Origin of the sequence: Actinomadura sediminis (assembly GCF_042675525.1) — a bacterium.
Lineage (GTDB): Bacteria > Actinomycetota > Actinomycetes > Streptosporangiales > Streptosporangiaceae > Spirillospora > Spirillospora sediminis.
Map to the genome: position 1 here is coordinate 1 of NZ_JBHTJA010000114.1, position 19,728 is coordinate 19,728.

General features: G+C 74.7%; 19 protein-coding genes. 18 read left to right on the top strand and 1 reads right to left on the bottom strand.

Annotated features, from left to right (window positions below):
* A partial coding sequence (locus ACFQ11_RS32120; RefSeq protein WP_378305586.1) for a hypothetical protein occupies nucleotides 1-721 on the top strand: 721 nt, incomplete at its 5' end.
* Nucleotides 722-801: 80 nt separating this feature from the next.
* On the opposite strand, the gene ACFQ11_RS32125 is transcribed toward ACFQ11_RS32120, so the two are convergent.
* Nucleotides 802-1,971, bottom strand: coding sequence for a hypothetical protein (locus tag ACFQ11_RS32125; protein WP_378305588.1), 1,170 nt, complete (start codon nucleotides 1,969-1,971; stop codon nucleotides 802-804).
* A 177-nt stretch (nucleotides 1,972-2,148) separates the two neighbouring features.
* Here ACFQ11_RS32125 and rsmD point away from each other — a divergent pair, with 177 nt between their 5' ends.
* From rsmD to ACFQ11_RS32210, 17 genes are all read left to right on the top strand, one after another.
* Nucleotides 2,149-2,724 carry a 16S rRNA (guanine(966)-N(2))-methyltransferase RsmD gene (gene rsmD / locus ACFQ11_RS32130; protein WP_378305590.1) on the top strand — a complete coding sequence of 192 codons (576 nt, stop codon included), beginning with the start codon at nucleotides 2,149-2,151 and terminating at the stop codon, nucleotides 2,722-2,724.
* Nucleotides 2,725-2,768: 44 nt separating this feature from the next.
* Nucleotides 2,769-4,214: a peptidoglycan D,D-transpeptidase FtsI family protein gene (locus tag ACFQ11_RS32135; RefSeq protein ID WP_378305593.1), complete on the top strand. Its 1,446-nt coding sequence runs from the start codon at nucleotides 2,769-2,771 to the stop codon at nucleotides 4,212-4,214.
* Between the two features lie 167 nt (nucleotides 4,215-4,381).
* The gene (coaD, locus tag ACFQ11_RS32140) at nucleotides 4,382-4,864 is read left to right on the top strand and encodes a pantetheine-phosphate adenylyltransferase (RefSeq protein ID WP_378305595.1); all 483 of its coding nucleotides are present in this window, start codon (nucleotides 4,382-4,384) and stop codon (nucleotides 4,862-4,864) included.
* A 138-nt stretch (nucleotides 4,865-5,002) separates the two neighbouring features.
* A complete protein-coding gene (locus tag ACFQ11_RS32145; protein WP_378305598.1) occupies nucleotides 5,003-5,650 on the top strand; it encodes a YceD family protein in 648 nt (215 codons plus the stop codon).
* Nucleotide 5,651: 1 nt separating this feature from the next.
* A complete protein-coding gene (gene rpmF, locus ACFQ11_RS32150) occupies nucleotides 5,652-5,831 on the top strand; it encodes a 50S ribosomal protein L32 (protein ID WP_026405302.1) in 180 nt (59 codons plus the stop codon).
* A 350-nt stretch (nucleotides 5,832-6,181) separates the two neighbouring features.
* Entirely contained in the window at nucleotides 6,182-7,033 is an 852-nt protein-coding gene (gene rnc / locus ACFQ11_RS32155; protein WP_378305601.1) for a ribonuclease III, read from the top strand.
* A complete protein-coding gene (mutM, locus tag ACFQ11_RS32160) occupies nucleotides 7,026-7,955 on the top strand; it encodes a bifunctional DNA-formamidopyrimidine glycosylase/DNA-(apurinic or apyrimidinic site) lyase (protein ID WP_378305603.1) in 930 nt (309 codons plus the stop codon). The genes rnc and mutM overlap by 8 nt, the downstream gene beginning before the upstream one ends.
* Before the next feature lie 37 nt (nucleotides 7,956-7,992).
* Nucleotides 7,993-8,301: an acylphosphatase gene (locus ACFQ11_RS32165; protein WP_378305605.1), complete on the top strand. Its 309-nt coding sequence runs from the start codon at nucleotides 7,993-7,995 to the stop codon at nucleotides 8,299-8,301.
* 179 nt (nucleotides 8,302-8,480) lie between these two features.
* Nucleotides 8,481-8,678: a hypothetical protein gene (locus tag ACFQ11_RS32170; protein WP_067461544.1), complete on the top strand. Its 198-nt coding sequence runs from the start codon at nucleotides 8,481-8,483 to the stop codon at nucleotides 8,676-8,678.
* A 335-nt stretch (nucleotides 8,679-9,013) separates the two neighbouring features.
* Nucleotides 9,014-12,691: a chromosome segregation protein SMC gene (smc, locus tag ACFQ11_RS32175; protein WP_378305608.1), complete on the top strand. Its 3,678-nt coding sequence runs from the start codon at nucleotides 9,014-9,016 to the stop codon at nucleotides 12,689-12,691.
* A 370-nt stretch (nucleotides 12,692-13,061) separates the two neighbouring features.
* A complete protein-coding gene (locus ACFQ11_RS32180) occupies nucleotides 13,062-13,469 on the top strand; it encodes a globin domain-containing protein (protein ID WP_378305610.1) in 408 nt (135 codons plus the stop codon).
* A 25-nt stretch (nucleotides 13,470-13,494) separates the two neighbouring features.
* Nucleotides 13,495-14,685 (top strand): globin domain-containing protein, encoded by a 1,191-nt coding sequence (locus ACFQ11_RS32185; protein WP_378305612.1) that lies wholly within the window; start codon nucleotides 13,495-13,497, stop codon nucleotides 14,683-14,685.
* Nucleotides 14,686-14,690: 5 nt separating this feature from the next.
* A complete protein-coding gene (locus tag ACFQ11_RS32190; protein WP_378305614.1) occupies nucleotides 14,691-15,467 on the top strand; it encodes a DivIVA domain-containing protein in 777 nt (258 codons plus the stop codon).
* Between the two features lie 102 nt (nucleotides 15,468-15,569).
* Nucleotides 15,570-16,727 carry a signal recognition particle-docking protein FtsY gene (ftsY, locus tag ACFQ11_RS32195; RefSeq protein WP_378305616.1) on the top strand — a complete coding sequence of 386 codons (1,158 nt, stop codon included), beginning with the start codon at nucleotides 15,570-15,572 and terminating at the stop codon, nucleotides 16,725-16,727.
* Between the two features lie 256 nt (nucleotides 16,728-16,983).
* Nucleotides 16,984-18,375: an ammonium transporter gene (locus ACFQ11_RS32200; RefSeq protein ID WP_378305619.1), complete on the top strand. Its 1,392-nt coding sequence runs from the start codon at nucleotides 16,984-16,986 to the stop codon at nucleotides 18,373-18,375.
* Nucleotides 18,372-18,710: a P-II family nitrogen regulator gene (locus ACFQ11_RS32205; protein ID WP_378305621.1), complete on the top strand. Its 339-nt coding sequence runs from the start codon at nucleotides 18,372-18,374 to the stop codon at nucleotides 18,708-18,710. The genes ACFQ11_RS32200 and ACFQ11_RS32205 overlap by 4 nt, the downstream gene beginning before the upstream one ends.
* Nucleotides 18,711-18,718: 8 nt before the next feature.
* Nucleotides 18,719-19,728, top strand: a 1,010-nt coding sequence (locus ACFQ11_RS32210) for a [protein-PII] uridylyltransferase family protein (RefSeq protein WP_449193628.1), incomplete at its 3' end; no start/stop codon positions are given.

A 19,728-nucleotide genomic window follows, 5' to 3' on the forward strand; every position in this document is an offset into this window, starting at 1 on the left:
GGCGCTGCTGGCCGCCGACCCGGCCGCGCCGCCGGACGCGGCGCTCGCCGCCGACGCCGCCGCGCCGCCGGAGCCCGGTGCCGACGCCGACCGTCCCGCCGAGCACGCGATCACGACCGTGCTGAGCTTCGACCACGCGTCCTACGAGCGGAACGTGACCGCCGCGCACGGGGTGTCCACCGAGCGGTACGGCGCCGACTACGACCGGCAGCTCGCCGCCCGCGACTACCGCGCGGAGCTGGAGGCGAAGGACGGGTCGGTGACCACGGACGTCGCGGACTCCGCCGTCGTCTCCGCCACCGCCGACGCGGTGACGGTCCTGGCGTACGTGAAGCGGACGGTCCGCGCGGCCGGCGCCGAACCGGACCTGCTGACGGACCCGATGCGTGCCACCATGGTCCGGCGCGGCGACCGCTGGCTGCTCGACACCCTGTACACGCTGAAGGCCGGTTCCCCGCGCGCCCGGACGGCCGGCGCGGCGTGGCCGGGGATCCGCGCCCGGGATGTCCTGTCCGCCGTGGCGCGGCACCCGTCGATCACGGCGGGGACGATCGTGGGGGCGGGCCTGCGGTCCGGCGGGGCGGAGGGCGAGGTCACGGCGCTGGTGGCGCTCGGCGCGTGCACGTCCGGATGCGACGACGGCGACGGGATCGGGTTCCACCGGCTGCGGGTCGGCCGGACCGGCGACGGCTGGAGGGTGACCGCCGCGCAGGAACTGTGAAGGGGCGCCTCCCGGCCGGGAGGCGCCCCCTCGCGGGCGGGGCCGGGCCCCGTCAAGGCTCCTCGATCAAGGCTCCTCGGTCACGACTCCTCGGCCTCGCGCCTGCGCGTCATGGCCACCGCGGCGCCGCCCGCCGCGATCGCGGTCAGGCCGAGCGCCACCAGCGGCAGCGCGTCGGTCCCGGTGAACGGCAGTTCCCTCGGCGGCGTGATGCGGCCCGCGATCGTCCCGCCGCCGTCTCCGCTCCCGGCCGCGCCCCCGCCGGCCGCGCCGGACGGCAGATAGGGCGGCATCGGGGACGCCGGTGACGAGGGGTCCGCGGGCAGCGGCGGCGGCTCGGGGCTCGGCGAGCCCGGGTCCTCCGGCGGGACGGGCGGCGTCGGCGGCGCCGGCGGGGTCGGCGGCGATGGGTCCGGCGGGGTGGGCGGCGTCGGCGGGGTCGGGGGAGCTGGCGGCGCGTCCGCGCAGCCGGAACCGGCGCAGCCGCTCAGCCCGAGCCGCGCGGAGATCGGCGTGCCGCCCGCCGCGGACGCCCGCACGCCGAGCGTCGTCCCGGCCGCGATCATCGGCGTCCCCGCCGACAGCGTCGCGCCCGTCCCGAGGTCCAGCGCGGCGTTCCCCGCGGGCGTCCCGGCGTGGGCGGCCAGGCCCGCGCCCGCCTCGACGGTGGCGTCGCCGAACGACACGGTGCCGCCGGCGCGCAGCCGCACCCCCGCGTCGACGTGTGGGGTGCGGACCCCGGCGGTCACGCCGAGCCCGGCGGTCGCGGTGCCGGTCCGCTCGTCGTGGCCGAGGGCGCCGTCGAGGCGGAGTTCCAGCCCGGAAGCCCGCCGCCGCTCCGCGGGCTCCGCCGCCGGCGGCACTTTCCGGCTCTGGTCCGTTCCCTGCCGCCGCCCTTGGGCGCGCGCCTGCCGCTTCGGCTCGTCCCGCTCCAGCGTCCGGACCACGGGGTCGACGGCGCGCCGCAGCGCCTCGCCCGCGTCCGTCCGCGCCGCCGCGGCGTTCTGCGTGCTCGTCTTCTCCGTGCCGGTCTTCCCCGTGCTCGTCTTCTCCGTGCCGGTCTTCCCCGTGTCCCGCCGCTCCGCCTTCGTCGCCTTCTCGGCCTTCGCCCGCCCGGCGCCGGCCGCGCCCTCGGCCGGTCGATCGGCCGCGGCGCGGGCGGGAGCGCGCTCGGCGGAGAGCCGGGAGGTCTCGGCGTGGGAGACGCCGCTCATGGCGGTGAGGCCCAGGACCGTCGCCCCGGCCGTCACCGCCAATCTCCTACCTTGGTGCACCAGTGCTCCTGAGGGGTCGGGTGGTTGCACAACCTGCGAGCACGTTTGCACGCGAAGTAGTCGATGTGAACATCGAGTCACCGATTTGGTAGAGGTTCACAGGAGCCGCCGCGACGGTTTGTGACCTTTTCCGGGACCGCGATACTGAGGGGCATGACACGGGTGATCGCGGGGAGCGCGGGCGGGCGGCGGCTCGCCGTCCCGCCGGGACGGGACACCAGGCCGACCAGCGACCGCGCCCGCGAGGGCCTGTTCGCGACCGTCCTCGCCCTCCTCGGCCCCCTGGACGGCCTGCGCGTCGCCGACCTGTACGCGGGATCGGGCGCGGTCGGGCTCGAGGCCCTGTCGCGCGGCGCCGCGCACGCCCTGCTCGTCGAGTCGCACCCCCGCGCCGCGAAGGTGCTCCGGCAGAACGCGAGGGAGCTCGGCCTGTCCGGCGCGGTGCCGTGCGCCGACAAGGTGGAACGGGTCGTCCGCCGTCCCCCCGACGCCCCCTACGACCTGATCTTCGCCGACCCGCCGTACGCGCTGCCCGACACGGCCGTCACCGAGCTGCTCGGCGACCTGCGCGACCACGGCTGGACGGCGCCGGACGCGCTCGTCGTCGTCGAGCGCGCGGCGCGCGGCCCGGCGCTGCGCTGGCCCGAGGGGTACGAGGCCGACCGGGACCGGCGGTACGGGGAGGCGGTGTTCTGGTACGGCACCGCCACCGGCGGGGACCGGGCATGATCCGTTTCACGGGTGACCGCGCGTCCGTCGGGTAGGGGGCCGTCATGAGACCCGGCATGGACCGCGCCCTCGCGCGTACCTGGGTCCTGACGCTGCTCATGATCCTCGCCCTGATGATCAACGTCACCTACGTCCAGGCGTTCCAGGCGCAGGACCTGCGCGACTCGGCGCTCAACCCGCGGCGGCTGACCGACCGCTTCACCGTCGACCGCGGCCCCATCGTCGCCGACGGCGAGCGGCTCGCCTGGTCCGAGCCCGTCGACGGCGGCGAGAAGTACCAGCGCCACTACAGGGACGGCCCGGCCTTCGCCCCCGTCACCGGCTACTTCTCCGTCTTCTCCGAGACCGGTCTGGAGGCGGCGGCGAACCACGTGCTGGACGGCGGCGACCCGCGGCTCGCCACCACGAACATCGTCGACAAGCTCGTCGGGGACCCCGTCCCCGGCGGCACCGTCGAGGCGACCGTGGACGCCGACGCGCAGCGCGTCGCCTACCGGGCCCTGCAGGAGTCGGGGGCGCGGCGCGCCGCCGCCGTCGCGCTGGACGCCGAGACCGGCGCGATCCTCGTCATGGCCTCCACCCCGTCCTACGATCCCGGCGCCGTCTCGACCCTCGACCGGGAGGAGGCGCGGCAGGCGTTCGAGCGCCTCGACGACCGGCCGCTCAAGCCGCTGCTCAACAAGGCGACCGAGGAGGTCTACCCGCCGGGCTCGTCCTTCAAGACGGTCGTCGCCGCCGCGAAGCTCGAAGCGGGCGCGGACACGGGCACCCAGGTCAGGGCGGGGAGCAGCTACCGGCCGCCGCAGGGCGGGCGGCCGATCGGCAACAGCCACGGCGGCACCTGCAGCGAGGCGCGCGTACCGCTGATCGAGGCGTACGCCGAGTCCTGCAACACCACGTTCGCCCACATGGGCGCCGAGGGCCTCGGGCACGACGCCGTCGCCGAGGAGGCGGACGAGTTCGGCTTCGGCGAGCGGATCCCGATCGAGGACCGCATGACCGCCGCCGCGAGCGTCTTCCCCGACACCGACTCGCCCGCCCTCACCGCGCTCGCGTCCATCGGCCAGGGCAGCACCGTCGCCACCCCGTTGCAGATGGCCATGGTCGTCGGCGGCGTCCTCAACGACGGCGAGGTCATGAAGCCGCACCTGATCGCCGAACTGCGCGCCGCGGACGGCACCACCGTCGGGCGGGCCTCGCCCGAGCGGTTCGCGCGCCCGCTGACGTCCGGGGAGGCCGCGGACCTGCGCGCCATGATGGAGGCCGTCGTCGAACGCGGGACGGGACGGTCGCTGCGGGGCACGTCCGTCCTCGGCGGCAAGACCGGGACGGCCGACGTGGCGGGCCGGCCGTACAACGACCGCTGGTTCATCGGGTACGGCCCCCGCGAGGACCCCCGGTACGCGGTCGCGGTGATGACCGAGGCGCCCGGCGCCGGCATCGAGTCCGGCCCGATCGCCGCGGAGATCATCGATGCGCTCGCGGCGTGACCGTCCCGTGCCCCGTGCCGTCCCGCCCGGCCCCCGCCCGGCCCCGTCCGGCCCCGCCCGCGGCGACGCGTCCGGGACGGACCGCCGAGCCCGGGTGAAAGCGGGCAGAATGGGATTTGGTACGTTCGCGCCGCAGGTCAGAAACCGGGAACGAAGGGGTTCGCGCCGTGCGCCGTGTCGTCTGTCCGGGATCGTTCGACCCCGTGACCAACGGTCATCTCGACATCATCAGCCGCGCATCCAGCCTGTACGACGAGGTGGTCGTCGCAGTGCTGATCAACAAGAACAAGAAGAGCCTGTTCACCGTCGACGAGCGCGCGAACATGATCTCCGAGGTGACCAAGGGGTACGGCAACGTCCGCGTCGACAAGTTCTACGGCCTGACCGTGGACTACTGCAAGGAACAGAACATCCCGGTCATCGTCCGGGGGCTGCGCGCCGTCAGCGACTACGAGTACGAGCTGCAGATGGCGCAGATGAACCACCGCATCGCCGGCATCGAGACCCTCTTCATGGCGACGAACCCCGAATACGCCTTCCTCTCCTCCAGCCTGATGAAGGAGGTCGTGAAGTTCGGCGGCGACATCTCCGGCCTCGTTCCCGACAGCGTCCGCGACCGGCTCGTCGATCGGCTCCGCGAAACCGACTAGCCGGGACGCGCGGCCGTTCCGCGGGCCGTCCCGGGGCGCGGGCGGGGCCGATCCGCTGGTGGACGGGCCGCGAGTTGGGGGCGGCGCCCGGCGTTCGGTACCCTGGGACATCGGCCATCACCAACGGCCTTGATTCCCATGCCTCACGAAAGCAGGATTCCGCTGACACGCCTCGACCCCAATGCGCCGCTCGTGCTCGACACCCGGGCTCTCGGCAGGCAACCCGGGTCGTCGCGCGAGGAGCACCTGACCGTGCCGGCTCCGGAGGATTTCGGTGTGGAGATGGTGGGCGTCCCCGAGGGCGCCGCGATCGAGCTGGACCTCCGGCTCGAGGCGGTGCTGGAGGGGGTGCTCGTCACCGGCACGGCGACGGTCCCCCTCGAGGGGGAGTGCGCCCGCTGCCTCGACCCGATCGCCTCGACCTTCGAGGCGGACTTCCAGGAACTCTTCGTCTATCCTGACACCCGCTCCGGCGGGAACGCCGATGACGACGAGCTCCACCTCGAGGACGATCTGATCGACCTCGAACCGCTGCTCCGAGACGCGGTGGTGCTCGCGCTGCCGCTCTCGCCGCTGTGCCGGGACGACTGTCCCGGTCTGTGCGCGGAGTGCGGGGTCCGGCTGGCCGACGCCGGCCCGGACCACCGGCACGACGTCGCCGACCCCCGGTGGGCGGCACTGCGGGAGCTGGCCGCCGGCACGGCGGCCGACACCCCGGAGCGGGGGAGCGGGAGCCCAGGCGCCCGCGGTTCATCCGACCGACGACAAGGAAAGCAGGAGGGCTGACGTGGCCGTCCCGAAGCGGAAGAAGTCCCGCAGCAACACGCGGCACCGGCGCGCGCAGTGGAAGACCGCGGCGCCGACCCTGGTCGACTGCCCGACCTGCCGCGACAAGAAGCTGCCCCACACCGCCTGCGCGACGTGCGGCACCTACGACCGGCGGCAGGTCATCACCCCGTCGGCCTGAGTCTTCCTCGCATCCCGGGGGGCGGCCCCGCGCACACGGCGCGGTCCGCCCCTCCAGGTGCGTGAAGGCACGACCACCCCGGCGCGCGTCGTCGGCGTGGTGTCCGGCACGGCGGCCCGTGCCCGGAGCCGTGGTGCACGCCGGGATCCGCCGAACCGGCGCGCACCTCGTCTTCGCGGACCTCGCCGCGCGGGGCGACCGCCCCGCCCGTCCGGCCCGTCCGTCCCCGCGCGGGACGGCCACGGCCGTCCGACCTCGTGCCGCGCCCTCCGCCGTCCCCGGCCTTCCCGGCCGCGCGCCATCGAGGCGACCGCGCGTCCGCGCGGCGCACGGCCTGCGAGGAGGGCCCGTTGAGCGCCAAGAAGTCCGACCCCGCGCCCGACCGGGCGGAACTGACCCGCGCCCTCGGCGTCGAGGTCGACGACGCGCTGCTGGAGCGCGCGCTGACGCACCGTTCGTACGCGTACGAGAACGGCGGCCTGCCCACCAACGAGCGCCTGGAGTTCCTCGGCGACTCGGTGCTGGGCCTGGTCGTCACCGACACCCTGTACCGGGGGCACCCCGACCTGCCCGAGGGGCACCTGGCGAAGCTGCGCGCCGCCGTCGTCAACATGCGGGCGCTCGCGGGCGTCGCGCGGGGCCTCGGTGTCGGCGCCCACATCCGCCTCGGCCGCGGCGAGGAGGGCACCGGCGGCCGCGACAAGGCGTCCATCCTGGCCGACACCCTCGAGGCGCTGATCGGCGCCGTCTACGTCGACCGCGGCCTGGACGAGGCGTCCGCGCTCGTCCACCGGCTGTTCGACGCCCTCATCGCCCGCTCGGCGGGGCTCGGCGCCGGCCTGGACTGGAAGACGTCCCTGCAGGAGCTGACGGCCGTCGAGGAGCTCGGCGTCCCCGAGTACCACGTCGAGGAGAGCGGCCCCGACCACCAGAAGACGTTCCGCGCGTCCGTGCGGGTCGGCGGCGAGACCTACGGGTCCGGGGAGGGCCGCAGTAAGAAGGAGGCGGAGCAGCACGCCGCCGAGGCCGCCTGGAACGCGATCCGCGCTCTCGCCGCCGAGCGGGAGGGCGGCGAGAAGGCCGGTCCCGGGCGGGCGGACGGGGACGGCGCCGCCGCGGGGACCGACGGGACGGACGCCGGTCCGGCGTCCGGCGCCGGCAACGGCCGGGGGTCGCGGCCCGCCGGGCTCACCGGTGCCTGAGCTGCCCGAGGTCGAGGTCGTCCGGCGCGGCCTGGCCCGCTGGACGACCGGCCGCACCGTGGAGAAGGCCGAGGTGCTGCACCCCCGCGCGGTGCGCCGCCACGCCGCCGGGCCGGCCGATTTCGCCGGGCGCCTCGCGGGCCGCACCGTCCTGCCGCCGCGCCGCCGCGGCAAGTACCTGTGGCTGCCGCTCGCGGACGCGCCGTCCGAGGCGCCGTCCGAGGCGCTGCTGGCCCACCTCGGGATGAGCGGGCAGCTCCTCGTCGGCGAACCGGACCGGGAGCCGCAGAAGCACCTGCGGGTGCGGATCGCGTTCACCGGCGGCCCCGCCGCCGACCCCCTCGACCTGCGGTTCGTCGACCAGCGGACGTTCGGGCACCTGATGGTGGCCGAGCTCGTCCCCGACGCGGTCGCCGGGGCCGCCGCCCCCGCGCCGGACGGTGCCGGGCTCGTCCCCGCCCCCATCGTGCACATCGCCGCGGACCCCCTGGAGGACGCGTTCGACGGCGACGCCCTGTACCGGGCCCTGCGGCGCCGCAGGACCGGCATCAAGCGCGCGCTGCTCGACCAGTCCCTGATCAGCGGCGTCGGCAACATCTACGCCGACGAGGCGCTGTGGCGGGCGCGGCTGCACTGGGCGCGCCCCACCGAGACGCTGACCCGCGCGGAGGCGGCCCGGGTCGTCGCGGCGGCGCAGGACGTCATGCGCGCGGCCCTCGCGGTCGGCGGGACGTCCTTCGACAGCCTCTACGTCGACGTGGACGGCGAGAGCGGCTACTTCGAGCGGTCCCTGGACGCCTACGGCCGCCGCGACGAGCCGTGCCGCCGCTGCGGTTCCCCGATCCGCCGGGACGAGTTCATGAACCGTTCGTCCTACAGCTGTCCCGTGTGCCAGCCGCGTCCCCGCCGCGCGCGGTACTAGGGTTCCCTGGTCGACACGGTTGACGAGGGGAACGTGGATGAGCGACGAGGAAGCGGTGCGGCTGACCGCGTGGGTGCGGGGCCGCGTGCAGGGGGTCGGGTTCCGCTGGTGGGTGCGGGCCCGTGCCCTGGAGCTCGGCCTGGTCGGCAGCGCGTCGAATCTGCGCGACGGACGGGTCGAAGTGGTGGCCGAGGGGCCGCGCGGGAATTGCCGGCGCCTGCTGGAGATGCTGCATCCCGACGCCGTCGCGGAGACCGGCGTGCCGGGCCGTCCGGGCGCCGTGACGGGCGTGACGGAACGGTGGGACGAGCCGCGTGGGACGGCCGACGGTTTCGAGGAACGGTGAACGGGTACGGATGTCCGGTTTGTACCTGCTAAACTAGATGGTGAAAGGTTGTTACCGGCCTGTGATGTGCGTCTTGACCAGGACGGCGGCCGGTGCGACTCTAGACGATACGCGCACCGACATCATTTGCTTCTCGTGCGCGATCCCTGCTGGTTGCTCAGCGTGGAGGACCTTTAGTCATGGCGAAGGCTCTACTCGGCCACGTCGGCGGTCCCGACCCCCGGATGGTCGCGGAGATGCGGCGCCTTCAGCAGCGCGTACGCGACCTGGAGGCCGAGCTCGTACGGCTCCAGGCGGAGAACGACGCGCTCGCGACGGCGACGGAAGACGACGTGATGTCGCTCGCGGTGAAGGACCGTGAACCGGCGCTGACCTGAACGGCGCCGCACACGAATCGATCGATAGGGACGCCGGTGCTCTGGCGTCCCTAAAGTTTGCCCCATCGCCGCCCGCCCGGTGACCGCCGCGGGCGTCCGGCTCACGCGCTCCCGCTCATACCCGGACACGGTGCACGGGATCCGGCGCGGCATCGGGTCACCGGCCGCGCCGACCGGTATCCTCCTCGGAATGCCCGGCCCCCGCGCGGCGTGACCCGCGGCGCGAGCGGGGACGGCGACTGAGCATCGGGCCCGGCGGGGGAGGCCCTTCGGCGCCGCGTACGGCGCGTCCCGCCCCGCCCCCGGCATACCGACCGGAGGAGGACGGCGAGCGCGTGTACCTGAAGAGTTTGACGTTGCGCGGCTTCAAGTCCTTCGCGTCGTCGACCACCCTCAAGTTCGAGCCCGGCATCACCGCGGTCGTGGGGCCCAACGGGTCCGGCAAGTCTAACGTGGTGGACGCGCTCGCGTGGGTGATGGGGGAGCAGGGCGCCAAGTCGCTGCGCGGCGGCAAGATGGAGGACGTCATCTTCGCCGGCACGGCGAACCGTGCGCCGCTCGGCCGCGCCGAGGTCGTGCTGACGATCGACAACACCGACGGTGCGCTGCCCATCGACTACACCGAGGTCACGATCAGCCGGCTGATGTTCCGGTCGGGCAGCAGCGAGTACGCGATCAACGGCGACTCGTGCCGGCTGCTGGACATCCAGGAGCTGCTGTCGGACTCCGGCATCGGCCGGGAGATGCACGTCATCATCGGGCAGGGGCAGCTCGACCGGGTGCTGCACTCGGGCCCGGAGGGCCGCCGCGCGGTGATCGAGGAGGCGGCGGGCGTCCTCAAGCACCGCAAGCGCAAGGAGAAGGCGCTGCGGAAGCTCGACGCGATGCAGGGCAACCTCACCCGCGTCCAGGACCTGACGGGCGAGCTGCGGCGCCGCCTGAAGCCGCTCGGCAAGCAGGCGGAGATCGCGCGGAAGGCCGCGGTGATCCAGGCGGACCTGCGGGACGCGCGGCTGCGGCTGCTCGCGGACGACCTGGTCACCCTGCGCACGAAGCTGGAGCAGGAGGCCGCCGACGAGGCGCAGATCCGCGAGCGGCGCACCGAGACCGAGCGGGCGCTCGCGCAGGCGCAGGAGCGCGAGGAGGCGCTCGAGGCGGAGGAGGCCGTCGCGGCGCCGAAGCTGAAGCAGGTGCAGGACACCTGGTACCGGCTGTCGGCGCTGCAGGAGCGGCTGCGCGGCGTCGCCGACCTCGCCGCGGAGCGGCACCGCAACGCCGCGGAGGCCCGCGAGGACGAGCGGCGCGGCCGCGACCCCGACGACATGGAGCGCGAGGCCGCGGAGATCCGCGAGCAGGAGGAGATGCTCCGCGCCGCCCTGGACGAGGCGCAGGACGGGCTCGCCGACGCCGTGCAGGAGCGGACGGGCGTCGAGGAGGCCCTCGCCGGCGAGGAGCGGCGCCTGCAGGCCGCCGCGCGCGCCGCCGCCGACCGCCGCGAGGAGCTGGCGCGGCTGCGCGGCCGCGTCGAGGCGCTGCGCAGCAAGGCCGCGGCGGGACGGTCCGAGATCGGGCGGCTCGTCGACGCGCGGGACGAGGCGGAGCGGCGCGCCGAGACCGCGCTGGCCGAGTTCGAGGCGTTCGAGGCCGAGGTCGTCGACGATCCGGAGCTGGCCGCCGAGCACGAGGCGGCGCAGGAGGCGCTCGCGACCGCCAAGGACGCCGCCGAGCGGGCGCGGGAGGGGGTGGCGGGGCCGCGCGCCGCCGTCAAGGAGGCGCGGCAGGCCATCGCGGCCGCCCGGACCGCCGACCAGGCCGCCCAGAAGAAGGTCACGGCCCTGCAGGCGCGCATCGAGGCGCTGAACCTGACGCTGTCGGCCGCCGCAGACGGCGGTGAGGCGCTGCTGGAGGCGGGTTCCGACGGGTCCCTCGACGGGGTGCTCGGGACGGTCGCGTCGCTGCTGACCGTCCGCCCCGGCTACGAGACGGCCGTCGCGGCGGCGCTCGGGAACGCGGCCGAGGCCGTCGCGGTCGGGTCGCTGGACACCGCGGAGGCGGCGCTCGCGCTGCTGCGGTCCCGCGACGCGGGCCGCGCGGGGCTGCTGGTCGGCGGCGGGCCGGACGGGAGCGCGCCCGCGCGGATCGACGGCGTCGACTACGCGATCGACGCCGTGACCGTCCCGGACGGCGTCCGGCACGCCCTCGCGCACCTGCTGCGCGACGTCGCGGTCGTCGACGACGTCGCGGCCGCCGCCGCGCTCGTCCGGCGCGAGCCCGCGCTGCGCGCCGTCACCCGCGACGGGGAGCTCGTCGGCGCCCATTGGGCGCAGGGCGGCGCGGCGGGCGGCGCGCAGAGCCTGCTGGAGATGCGGACGGCCCTCGATCAGGCCGCCGGGGAGCTCGCGGCCGCCGAGACCGCCGCCGAGGCCGCCGCGGCCGAGCTGGCCGCCGCGGCGCAGGCGGAGCAGTCGGCACAGTCCGCGCTGGAGGCCGCCGAGGCCGCCGCGGCCGAGGCCCAGACGGGGGTGAACCGGGCGCAGTCCGACCTCGACCGGGTCCGCGCGCGCGTCCGGGAGTTCGAGGCGCGGGCCGCGCAGGAGGCCAAGCGCGCCGCCCGGCTGGAGGCCGACGTCCGCGCCGCGCGCGGCGAGGCCGAGCGGCTCACCAAGTCCCTGGACGCCGCGAACGAGTCCCTCGAGCAGGACATGCGGGCCGCCGACGAGCTGGCCCTGCGGCTCGCCGAGGCCGAGGAGGCGGCCGACGTCGCCGACGAGGCCGGGCACGACACCGAGGCGCGCGACGAGCTGGACGCGCGCGTCCGGGAGCTGCGGTCGGCCGAGATGGAGGCGCGGCTCTCGGTCCGGACGGCCGAGGAGCGCGTGCAGGCCATCGCGGGACGCGCCGACGCGCTGGAGCGCGGCGCCCGCCGCGAGCGGGAGGAACGGGCCCGTGCCGCCGAGCGCCGCGCCCGCCGCGAGATGCAGGCCCGCGTCGCCAAGGCGGTCCTCACGGCCGCGCGGACGGCGCTGGAGCGCATCGAGCTGTCGCTGGCGGCCGCCGTGCGGCGCCGCGAGGCCGCCGAGGAGGCCCGCGCCGCGCGCGAGGCCGAACTGAAGGTCGTCCGGAACCATGTGCGGGAGCTGTCGGCGACGCTGGAACGCCTCGTGAACGTCGTGCACGGCAACGAGGTGGCGCGCGCCGAGCAGCGGCTCCGGCTGGAGCAGCTCGAGCAGCGGGCGATGGACGAGTTCGGGCTGGAGGTCGACGCGCTCGTCGGCGAGTACGGGCCGGACGTGCCGGTGCCGCCCGGTCCGGACGCGGGCGAGGACGGCCGGGAAGAGGCCCGGCCCGTCCCGTACGAGCGGGCCGCGCAGGAGAAGCGGGCGAAGACGGCCGAGCGGCAGCTCAACCAGCTCGGCAAGGTCAACCCGCTCGCGCTCGAGGAGTTCGCGGCGCTGGAGGAGCGGCACGCGTTCCTCAACTCCCAGCTCGAGGACCTGAAGAAGACGCAGCGCGAGCTCCTCGGCCTCGTCAAGGAGGTGGACGAGCGGGTGCAGCAGGTGTTCGGCGCAGCCTACGCCGACACCGCCCGCGAGTTCGAGCGGATCTTCGCGCGGCTGTTCCCCGGCGGCGAGGGCAGCCTGTCGCTGACCGAGCCCGAGGACATGCTGGCCACCGGCGTCGAGGTCGCCGCCCGGCCGCCGGGCAAGAAGGTGAAGCGCCTGTCGCTGCTGTCGGGCGGGGAGCGGTCGCTGGTCGCGATCGCGTTCCTGGTCGCGGTGTTCAAGGCCCGCCCGTCCCCGTTCTACGTGCTGGACGAGGTCGAGGCGGCGCTGGACGACACCAACACCCAGCGGCTGATCACCGTCTTCGAGGAGCTCCGCGAGTCGTCCCAGCTGATCATCATCACGCACCAGAAGCGGACGATGGAGGGCGCGGACGCCCTGTACGGGGTCAGCATGCGGGGCGACGGCGTCACGCAGGTCGTCAGCCAGCGCCTCCGCGAGGACGGCTGAGGACGGCCGAGGCCGCGGGGCGCACGCGTCCCGGCGTACTCGACCCATCCGAAAAGGCATTTCTGGAATGTCTGCATCGGGGGCCGACCGTTCGCTGTTCTGCGGGGAAAATCACGTCGCCCGGTGTATCCGGGGCGCGGGCGGCGCGCCGTCCGTCCGGTCATCGCCGCAGGGCGCCGCACGGTGCGATGCGGCGAACACGAGAATGCCGAACCAATCTCACGTTTTCTGGCACGGACGGTGATCGGGCCGCGACGGTCGCGGGCTTGTGTCCCGCCGATTCGATCCACTACTCATGTGCCCCGTGGTTCTCGGGACCCCTCATTCCGGACACCCCGCCCGGTACGGAGGACCACTGGAGAGGTGTGTCATGGACGCCCAGCGTCTCAAGGAGAACTTCGCCCTCGTGGGCGGCAACGGGATCGACGTCGCCGAGTACTTCTACGCCGACCTGTTCGAGAAGAACCCGCGGCTCAGGTCGCTGTTCAGCGGTGCCATGGCCAAGCAGCACGAGAAGCTGCTGACCGCGCTGGCGCACATCGTCGAGTCGGTGGACGACGAGGCCGCGCTCGTCCCGTACCTGCGCGACCTCGGCCGCCGCCACGACGGCTTCGGCGTCGCCGCCGAGTACTACCCGCAGGTCGGCGCGAGCCTGATCGCCACCCTCGCCCACTTCAGCGGCCCGGCGTGGAACGAGGACCTGGAGCGGGACTGGACGGCCGCCTACGGCGTCGTCGCCCAGGTCATGCAGGAGGCCGCCGCCGAGCCCGTCGCCTGACGGCGTCCGATCGGCTCCCGCCACCGTGGACGCACAACGCCTCAAGGACAGCTTCGCGCAGGTCGCGCGGCACGGAGACGCCGTCGCGCTCTTCTTCTACGCCGACCTGTTCGTCCGCAACCCGCACCTGCGCGACATGTTCCCGATCGGGATGACCGGGCAGCGCGACAAGCTCCTGCGCGCGCTCGGGACGATCGTGGCGCAGGTCGACGACCTGCCGAACCTCGTCCCGTTCCTGCGCCAGCTCGGCCGCGACCACCGCCGGTTCGGCATCATCGCCGAGCACTACCCGCACGTCGGCGCCAGCCTCCTCGCCACGCTGCGGCACTTCTCCGGCCCCGCCTGGAACGACGACCTCGAGAGCGACTGGAACGCCGCCTACGGCCTGGTCGCCAAGGTGATGCTGGAGGCCGCCGACGAGGACGCCCTGAACCGCCCCGCGTGGTGGAACGGGCAGGTCATCGGCGTCGAACGGCGCCGCTTCGACATCAGCGTCCTGCGCGTGCAGCCCGACCGGCCGCTGCCGTACCTGCCCGGCCAGTCGGTGGCCCTGGAGGTGCCCTCCCGGCTGCGGCACTGGCGCTACTACTCGATGGCCAACGCGCCGCGCCCGGACAACACCGTCGACTTCCACGTCCGGCTGGTCGACGGCGGCCCGGTCAGCCCGGTCCTGGTGCGCGGCACGCAGACCGGCGACCGCGTCCGGATGGGCGCCCCCGTCGGCACGCTCACGCTCGACGAGTCGTCCGCCCGCGACGTCCTGCTCGTCGCGGGCAGCACCGGGCTCGCGCCGCTCAAGGCGATCCTCGAGCAGATCGCCGGCCGCCCGTCCCCGCCCCGGGTGCACCTGTTCTTCGGCGCCCGCGACCGCGACGGCCTCTACGACCTCGAGGACCTGACCAAGATGGCCGGGGGCCTGCCCTGGCTGACGGTCGTGCCCGCCGTGTCGGACGAGACGACCGGCCACGGCTTCTCCACGCTGCTCCAGTCGGGCGTGCTCCAGCCCGGGCGGACGGGCGGGCCCGGGGAGGGCGGCGACGGCGTGGAACACGGGACCCTCGCCGACGTCGTCGCCCGCCACGGCCCCTGGACCGGCCACGACGCCTACGTCTGCGGGTCGTCCGAAATGGTGCACGGCACCGTCGAACGGCTCGTCCGGCTCGGGATCGAGCGCGAACGCATCAGGCTGGAATCCTTCGCAGACGCACAGAGGTGACCCCGATGAACTCCCCGAACCTTCCCGTCGTCTCCGAGGGGACGCGGCTGACCCCGGGCGAACTGCAGTCGGTGGTGTTCGCGCGGGCGGCGCTGGGCCGCCGCGGGTACGACGAGGACCAGGTGCGCAACTTCCTCCAGTACGTCGAGCGGGAACTCGTCCACATCTTCAGCGAGAAGGCGGCGCTGGCCGAGGAGGTCGACCGGCTGCGCGCCCGGGTCGGCTCGGCCGCCTCGGGCGGTGCCGACCCGGCGGCGGGGGGCGGCGGCCCGGGCGTGATGGCGCCCCAGGACGCCCACTTCCAGGCCGTCCGGATCCTGTCGCAGGCGCAGCAGACCGCCGACCTCTACGTGGCCGACGCCGAGCGGTACACCCGCGAGCTGGCGCACGAGGCCCGGCTGCACCGCGAGGCGATCCTGTCCGATGCCAAGGGCCGCGCCGAGCAGATGCTGGAGGAGGCCCACCGCAGGGCCGCCGCGATCGCGGACGCCGCCGTGCGCGAGGCCGAACGGGCCCCCGCGCCCGCCGCACCCGCGTCCGCCGCATCCGCGTCCGCCGCACCGGCGGCGCCGTCCGAGCGCGGGGCCGGCGGCGACATGGAGCCGGACGAGCGGCGCCGCCTGGAGCAGGAGATCGCCTACCTGCGCACCTACAGCGACGTCTACCGCAACCACCTGCGCACCTACCTCGAGGCCCTGCTGCGCAACGTCGACGAGTGGGAGGGCTCCGAGCGGGCATCTCTCCCGGGAGGAGCCCCGGAGCCGCCACTGCTCCGGGGCTGATCGCGCGCGCCCGGGACCGGGCGCGCAGCGGGGCGGCCGCGCGGCCGGTGCAGCGTGTTCGGCGCCGGTGCGCCGGTCTGGAAAACTGGGGGCGTTATGGGAATGGAATACCTGATCCTCATCGCCGTGCTGGTCGTCGCCGGCCTGATCGTCGGCGGTTTCCTGCTGCTGCGGCCCGGACGCACCAGGCCGCGGCCGCCCGCGGAGGAGCCCACGGAGGAACGGCGCGGCGGCGCGACCGTCGCCGACGAGGCGGAGGGGACGGCCCCGACGCTCGAACGGGCGCCGCCCACCGAGGCCCCCGCGCCACCGCCCACGGTCGAGATCGAGAAACCGCCGCCCGGCGCGGGCCGCCTCGTCCGGCTGCGCGCCCGGCTCGCCCGCTCCCAGAACGCCTTCGGCAAGACCCTCCTCGGGCTGCTGTCGCGCGAGACCCTCGACGACGACGCCTGGGAGGAGATCGAGGACACCCTCATCACCGCCGACATGGGCGCCGCCGTGGCCGCGCAGGTCACCGACGAGCTGCGCACGCGCGTCCAGGTCCTCGGCACCCGCGACGCCGCCGAGGTGCGGGCGCTGCTGAAGGAGGAGCTGGTCAAGCAGATCGGCCCCGACCTGGACCGCTCGCTCGACACCGGCCCGCACGGCGGACGGCCCGCCGTGCTGATGGTCGTCGGCGTCAACGGCACCGGCAAGACCACCACCTGCGGCAAGCTCGCCCGCGTCCTCGTCGGCGACGGCCGCACCGTGCTGCTCGGCGCCGCCGACACCTTCCGCGCCGCCGCCGCCGACCAGCTCGAGACGTGGGGCACGCGCGTCGGCGCCCAGGTCGTCCGCAAGGACGAGGGCGCCGACCCGGCCAGCGTCGCGTTCGACGCCGTCAAGCAGGGCATCGACACCAAGGTCGACGCCGTCATCGTCGACACCGCCGGCCGGCTGCACACCAAGACCGGGCTGATGGACGAGCTCGGCAAGGTCAAGCGCGTCGTGGAGAAGCAGGCCCAGGTCGACGAGGTCCTGCTCGTCCTGGACGCCACCACCGGCCAGAACGGCATGCAGCAGGCCCGCGTGTTCGCCGAGGTCGTCAACGTCACCGGCGTCGTGCTGACGAAGCTGGACGGGACGGCGAAGGGCGGCATCGTCGTCCAGGTGCAGCGCGAACTCGGCGTCCCGGTCAAGCTCGTCGGGCTCGGCGAGGGCCCGGACGACCTGGCGCCGTTCGAACCGGAGGCGTTCGTCGACGCGATCCTCGGCGACTGAACCCCGCTCTCCCGTCCCCCTGGAGCCCCGCCCGCCCCGGTGCGCGCGGGGCTCCCGCCTTTCCGGGGACACGCGGGGTCCGGCGCTTTTCGGTCCTCACAGCCGTGAAATGGGGCTGTGAGGTGACGGAAACAGACCGGCAACATGGCGGGTGCCCATTTCACACCGCGGAAACGCGAGAGCCCCCGGCGCGAAACGGCCGAGGCCCAATCTCTGAACAGTTCGTTTTCCCCGGCGAGGAGGGGCACTGGCAGAGATGACAGTCGACAGCGGAAGCACCGCATGGATGCTGACGAGCACCGCGCTCGTCCTCCTGATGACACCGGGCCTGGCCTTCTTCTACGGCGGCATGAGCCGGGCCAAGAGCGTGCTCAACATGATGATGATGAGCTTCGTCTCGATCGCCGTCGCGGGCATGGTCTGGGTCGTGTACGGGTACTCGCTCGCGTTCACGTCGGGCGGCTCCCTCAGCTCGTTCATCGGCGGATTCGGCGACTGGGGCCTGGTCGGCCTGGAGAACGTCGCGACCGCCGACGACGGCAGCGGCATCCCGCAGCTGGTGTTCGTCGCGTTCCAGGCGACGTTCGCCATCATCACGGTCGCGCTCATCAGCGGCGCCGTGGCGGACCGTGCCAAGTTCGGGGCATGGGTCCTGTTCATCCCGGTCTGGGTGACGCTCGTGTACCTGCCGATCGCGCACTGGGTGTGGTGGTCGGACGGCGAGGAGGGCGGCCGGGCCGGCTGGATCTTCGAGCTCGGCGCCCTCGACTTCGCGGGCGGCACCGTCGTGCACATCAACGCCGGCGTCGCGGCGCTCGCGCTCGCGCTCGTCCTCGGCAGGCGCAAGGGCTGGCCGAAGGACCCGATGCGGCCGCACAACCTCCCGTTCGTCCTCCTCGGCGCCGGGCTGCTGTGGTTCGGCTGGTTCGGGTTCAACGCCGGGTCCGCGCTGTCGGCCGGCTCGACCGCCGCGGTCGCGTTCATCAACACGATCGTCGCCACCTGCGCCGCCGCGTTCGCCTGGATCGTCGTCGAGAAGCTGCGGGACGGCTCGTCCACCACGCTCGGCCTCGCGTCCGGCATCGTCGCCGGGCTCGTCGCGATCACCCCGGCGTGCGCGTTCGTCACCCCGCTCGGCGCCATCGCCATCGGGCTCATCGCCGGCGCGATCTGCGCCTTCGCGGTCAGCCTCAAGTACAAGCTCGGCTACGACGACTCGCTCGACGTCGTCGGCGTCCACCTGGTCGGCGGCATCGTCGGCGCGCTGCTCATCGGCATCGTCGCCACCACGGCCGTCAACGACGCCGGCGCGGACGGGCTGCTGGCCGGCGGCGGCCTCGGCCTCCTCGGCAAGCAGGCGCTCGCGGTCGTCGCGACCCTCGCCTACTCCTTCGTCGTCACCTACCTGATCGCCAAGGTCATCGACCTCGTGATGGGCTTCCGGATCAGCGAGGACGACGAGCTCGCGGGCATCGACCGCACCGCGCACGCCGAGACCGCCTACGACTTCGGCGCCGTCCGCACCGGCTCGGGCGCCACGGCCGCGGCCGTCGCGCCGCACCACGACGGAGCGGGGCACGGCGGACCGGAGCACGACGACGCCGCACAGGAGTCGCAGGACGAGACCAGGGAAGAGGTGCGGGGATGAAGCTCGTCACCGCGGTGATCAAGCCGTTCAAGCTGGACGAGGTCAAGGCGGCCCTCGAGACCTTCGGGGTGCGCGGCATGACCGTCAGCGAGGCCAGCGGCTACGGCCGGCAGAAGGGCCACACCGAGGTCTACCGGGGCGCGGAGTACAAGGTCGACCTGGTGCCCAAGCTGCGCGTCGAGGTGCTGGTGGACAGCGAGGACGCCGACGACATCATCGACGTGCTCGTCAAGGCCGCCCGCACCGACAAGATCGGCGACGGCAAGGTCTGGGCCGTCCCGGTCGACACGGTCGTCCGGGTCCGGACCGGCGAGACCGGCCCGGACGCCCTGTAGGACGCGCCATGACCGTGCGCTCGGGGAACTCGGCCCGGGCCGCCCTCGCGGCGGCCCGGGCCGAGCGCGCCGCCGACGTCGACCGCCGGCTCGCCGGGCTCCTCGCGGGCCCGCCGGACGACGGCCCGTCCGACGCCCCGGACGGCGGCCCGTCCGGCTCGGCGGGGGAGCGGGCGCTCGCGCTCGTCACCGTCGGCGGGCACGCCCGCCGCGACCTCACCCCCGGCGGCGACCTCGACCTCGTGCTGCTGCACTGCGGCCGCCCCGACATCGCCGGGATCGCCGACCGCGTCTGGTACCCCCTCTGGGACTCCGGGACCCGCCTCGACCACTCCGTCCGCACCGTCGCCGAGGCGCGCGACGTCGCCCGCACCGACCTCAAGGCCGCCCTCGGCCTGCTCTCCGCCCGGCACGTCGCCGGAGACCCCGCCCTCCTCGACGAACTGCGCGCCGCCGTCCTCGCCGACTGGCGCGCCCACGCCCGCACCCGCCTCCCCGCCCTCGCCGACCTGTGCCGGGAACGCTGGGCCGCCCACGGCGAACTCGCGTTCCTCCTCGAACCCGACCTCAAGGAGGCCCGCGGCGGCCTGCGCGACGTCCACGTCATGCGCGCCGTCGCCGCCTCCTGGGTCGCGCCCGCCCCCGACGGCCGCGTGCGCGAGGCCCACGACCTGCTCCTCGACGTCCGGCACGCCCTGCACGAGGTGACGGGCCGCGCCACCGACCGCCTCGTCCTGCAGGAGCACGACGCCGTCGCGGCCGCCCTCGAGTTCCCGGACGCGCACGCGCTCAAGCACGCCACCGCCGAGGCCGCCCGCACCATCGCGCACGCCGCCGACCAGCTCTGGCGGCGCGTCGAACGGTTCGCCGCGGGCCGCCGGACGCCGCCCCGGCGCCGCCCCGTGGGCGACGGCGCCGCCGAGCACGGCGGCGAGGTCGTCCTCGCCCGCGCCGCCGACCTGCACGACCCCGCGCTCGTCCCGGCCGCCGGCGCGGCCGCCGCGCAGCACGGCGGGCC

Excerpts from the sequence above, each read along its gene's own strand:
- rsmD (WP_378305590.1), top strand. The coding sequence starts at position 2,149 with ATGACACGGGTGATCGCGGGGAGCGCGGGCGGGCGGCGGCTCGCCGTC.
- ACFQ11_RS32135 (WP_378305593.1), top strand. The coding sequence starts at position 2,769 with ATGAGACCCGGCATGGACCGCGCCCTCGCGCGTACCTGGGTCCTGACG.
- ACFQ11_RS32145 (WP_378305598.1), top strand. The coding sequence starts at position 5,003 with ATGCCTCACGAAAGCAGGATTCCGCTGACACGCCTCGACCCCAATGCG.
- ACFQ11_RS32165 (WP_378305605.1), top strand. The coding sequence starts at position 7,993 with ATGAGCGACGAGGAAGCGGTGCGGCTGACCGCGTGGGTGCGGGGCCGC.
- ACFQ11_RS32170 (WP_067461544.1), top strand. The coding sequence starts at position 8,481 with ATGGCGAAGGCTCTACTCGGCCACGTCGGCGGTCCCGACCCCCGGATG.
- ACFQ11_RS32180 (WP_378305610.1), top strand. The coding sequence starts at position 13,062 with ATGGACGCCCAGCGTCTCAAGGAGAACTTCGCCCTCGTGGGCGGCAAC.
- ACFQ11_RS32190 (WP_378305614.1), top strand. The coding sequence starts at position 14,691 with ATGAACTCCCCGAACCTTCCCGTCGTCTCCGAGGGGACGCGGCTGACC.
- ftsY (WP_378305616.1), top strand. The coding sequence starts at position 15,570 with ATGGAATACCTGATCCTCATCGCCGTGCTGGTCGTCGCCGGCCTGATC.
- ACFQ11_RS32200 (WP_378305619.1), top strand. The coding sequence starts at position 16,984 with ATGACAGTCGACAGCGGAAGCACCGCATGGATGCTGACGAGCACCGCG.
- ACFQ11_RS32205 (WP_378305621.1), top strand. The coding sequence starts at position 18,372 with ATGAAGCTCGTCACCGCGGTGATCAAGCCGTTCAAGCTGGACGAGGTC.